Here is a 2,756-nt window from a genome sequence, read left to right as displayed (position 1 = left end):
AACGATCGTTCCCGTGCAGCGGTTTCCTGTGGGGCCAGCGGGGCTCGAACCCGCGACCAGCGGATTATGAGTCCGCGGCTCTAACCGACTGAGCTATAGCCCCATCCTTTACGCCAAAGCGCTGTAGAAACTATACCCCGCACAGGGCTACAGACGAACTTCACCCTCAGGCGTAACCGCGCCAGATTTCCCTTTGCTTCCGCATCCTCGTATGATAGCGGGGTATTCCTCCATAGCTCAGTTGGCAGAGCATTCGACTGTTAATCGAAGGGTCACTGGTTCGAGCCCAGTTGGAGGAGCCAAAGCCCGGGGTTTCCGCATCCCCGGGCTTTGCTCGATTTTGGAACACTCATAAACTCTAGGTGCCAAGTATATCCAACGGAGATTTGATCTAGGGGTTTCACGGAACTCTTGGATCAACGATGCAATTGGACGCGCAACCGTAAAAGTGCCGTCTCCTTTTGCCTATGGCTCGATCTGGCTACTTGTTAGTAGTATCAGCGTAGAAAGTTTTCGGATCTCATAGCCTGATTATTCGCGGAATAGGATTCCGCCCGGTGACCATAAGAGGCTTATCATCACTCATATCGGCTCCGGTAAGGTAGATCCTCTAATCTCTAGCGAATTGGTAAACAAGACTCTTACCGATGGCCCCCAATGAGGAGCCTCCAGAACACAAACTACCGTTGCAAACCTACTCTACTGGCTCTACACGATGATATCTGGACACAATAAATCAATTCTCAGTTTTGCGGCACAGAATTGGCCAAATCGCATTGGCAACCTCCTCGCCAAACGTCCTATGCCCTAAATCATTAAAGTGGACATGGTCATAGAAAAACCGCTCATTTTTCTTCCGAGGGAAGCTCTGGTAATTCCAGAAAAAATCCATCCTACCTTTGGCCGCAGCTTTTCTTGCATCTTCCTTCACCGCATCGTACCGAAGCAAGCTCGCATCATAATCTTGTCGGCTCGGGTATCTCTTTTGCAGAAAACTACTTTCCGACCACTCCCCCTTCCTTACAGGCGCAGACAGGACGGCACCCGGAATGGCGTAAGCCGACATGGTCTCAAAAATGACTTTCCAGAGAAGATCTCGATCTCGCTCAACTTCTGGATGCGCAAATGAACTCACCTGACGAGCACCTGGGGTTAACGGATCAACGAATCGATGACTTGACCAGTAGGTTGCAGAGTCCAGTTCTAGCTTCGCATCCGCTCCAGGTGCAACTATAAACAACCCTGCTAGGTTGCCGGATTCAGGTGGTATCGTCGCTAAAAGACTTATGGCTAGATGCAAAAGAGTCGCACCAGATTTACCACCGTTTAGCACCCGAAACGATCCGGGCGAGCGAGCCTCCAACTCATCCTCAACGATATCAGGCCAGCGTTTCCCCTCGGGCGCATATAGAGACTCCACTACGCTGTCGCCGAGGAATACAATTGGTCTTCTACCGTCAAGGTTGGCTCGCCCAGATAATATGAAACCTGCCGCGTCAGTGGTGATTGACGTCGCTCCGGGGAGAAGTGACCCGTCGCCGTGCCGAGTGTACTTTTCGGGAATTGTAACCCGTCTACGCATTTCAGCCGGCCATCTTTTTAGCCTAATATTTCGCGGGATACCCTTGTTTGGGTTGACAGGGGTGCTTGTCGGTTCTAAGCACACTCCCCCCTGTTGCACATTAGGAGTAGCACAAGGCGTGTTACTGCGGATAGGTGCTCCAGACCCACAATTCTGAGTATTTTCGAAGCCGGCTCGCCTTATGGCTTCATCAACCTCAACGGTAGGGTCTCTTAGAGCAGACAGAATACTCAGCAATTTTTCGCGCGGTATAGCGACTTCGCCGTCGCCATCAAAATCCAACCGCTCTGCCAGGTCGAGGTCATTGCTACGCCGCTTCACGAACATAGAGTGGTTTGTATCAAAGCACTTCGCGTCACCGCTGTTTTGATACATGACCGGGTAAAAAGGCGCATTCAGGTCGATGGTTTCCCATAAATTCTTCGCATAGCTATCCCTGACCCGGATATAGGGAGTTCTTCCTTTTACCTTGTGCGCACGATTTACGTACTCAGCTAGCTCAAGATGCGGCTTGTCGGAAAAGCCTAAACGTGCATTGATCGTCAAGGCTATTGCTGAAGAGAAGTGCTGACCGAAATTCATCGCAGCATATCCGCCATTGGACTCACCATAGAAGATAGTTCGATCACCTTCGAGGTACTCGACACTACGTCTAAGAATAGGTAAAAGAGAGCGCTTCAGTGGTCCAGTTATTCGATTGCCTAAGTACCACCCCACTCGAAGTTCCCGATCGATTACCACGGTCGGATCCGCAACAGCCACCAAGTTTACGCCTGCTATCTCCGACAGTTCCAGACCTGAAAAGCTCGGATACGTACTCCCCTCAACCACAGAGTCCTGGAAAGCGACAAGCGTGGTTTCAGACTTGCGATCGATCAACAACAGATCTAGAGTCGCGGCACCTAGCTGAATTGAGTAAAATCCATCATCTTCTAATTCGCTACAAAACTCTTCGGGGTCAGAGTATTGAATCCCAGGTGACCAACGCTTGATATCTCTGGTTCGCACAACATTCATTCTAGCTTTGAACTATTTGACGCATCGATTGCCCATACTACAGTTTCGGGATAGCTCCTAGTCTCTTGTCAGATGCGAGTTTCTGGTACCGGTGTTCCGAAGACTCGGCACTGCCTGAAGCGTCCTTGGTTTGGTTCCGCTTCTTTTACGGCCCTGT

At 50.5% G+C, this 2,756-nt stretch carries 1 protein-coding gene and 2 tRNA genes; 1 reads left to right on the top strand and 2 read right to left on the bottom strand.

Annotation, left to right across the window (positions count from 1 at the left end; translation table 11 throughout):
- Positions 1 to 29: 29 nt before the first annotated feature.
- Positions 30 to 103, bottom strand: a tRNA-Ile gene (locus tag HMPREF2990_RS01535).
- A gap of 123 nt (positions 104 to 226) precedes the next feature.
- Between HMPREF2990_RS01535 and HMPREF2990_RS01530 the strand changes: the two genes are divergently transcribed.
- Positions 227 to 302: transfer RNA gene (locus tag HMPREF2990_RS01530), tRNA-Asn, on the top strand.
- Between the two features lie 434 nt (positions 303 to 736).
- Here the strand turns inward: HMPREF2990_RS01530 and HMPREF2990_RS12630 are convergent.
- On the bottom strand, positions 737 to 2,590 hold the full coding sequence (locus HMPREF2990_RS12630) for an SGNH/GDSL hydrolase family protein (RefSeq protein WP_141757753.1): 1,854 nt from the start codon (positions 2,588 to 2,590) through the stop codon (positions 737 to 739).
- Positions 2,591 to 2,756 lie beyond the last annotated feature (166 nt).

The organism is Corynebacterium sp. HMSC071B10 (genome assembly GCF_001814825.1).
Classification (GTDB): Bacteria; Actinomycetota; Actinomycetes; order Mycobacteriales; family Mycobacteriaceae; genus Corynebacterium.
The sequence above is the reverse complement of the archived record's forward strand: the minus strand, read 5'-3'. Positions and strand labels throughout refer to the sequence as shown.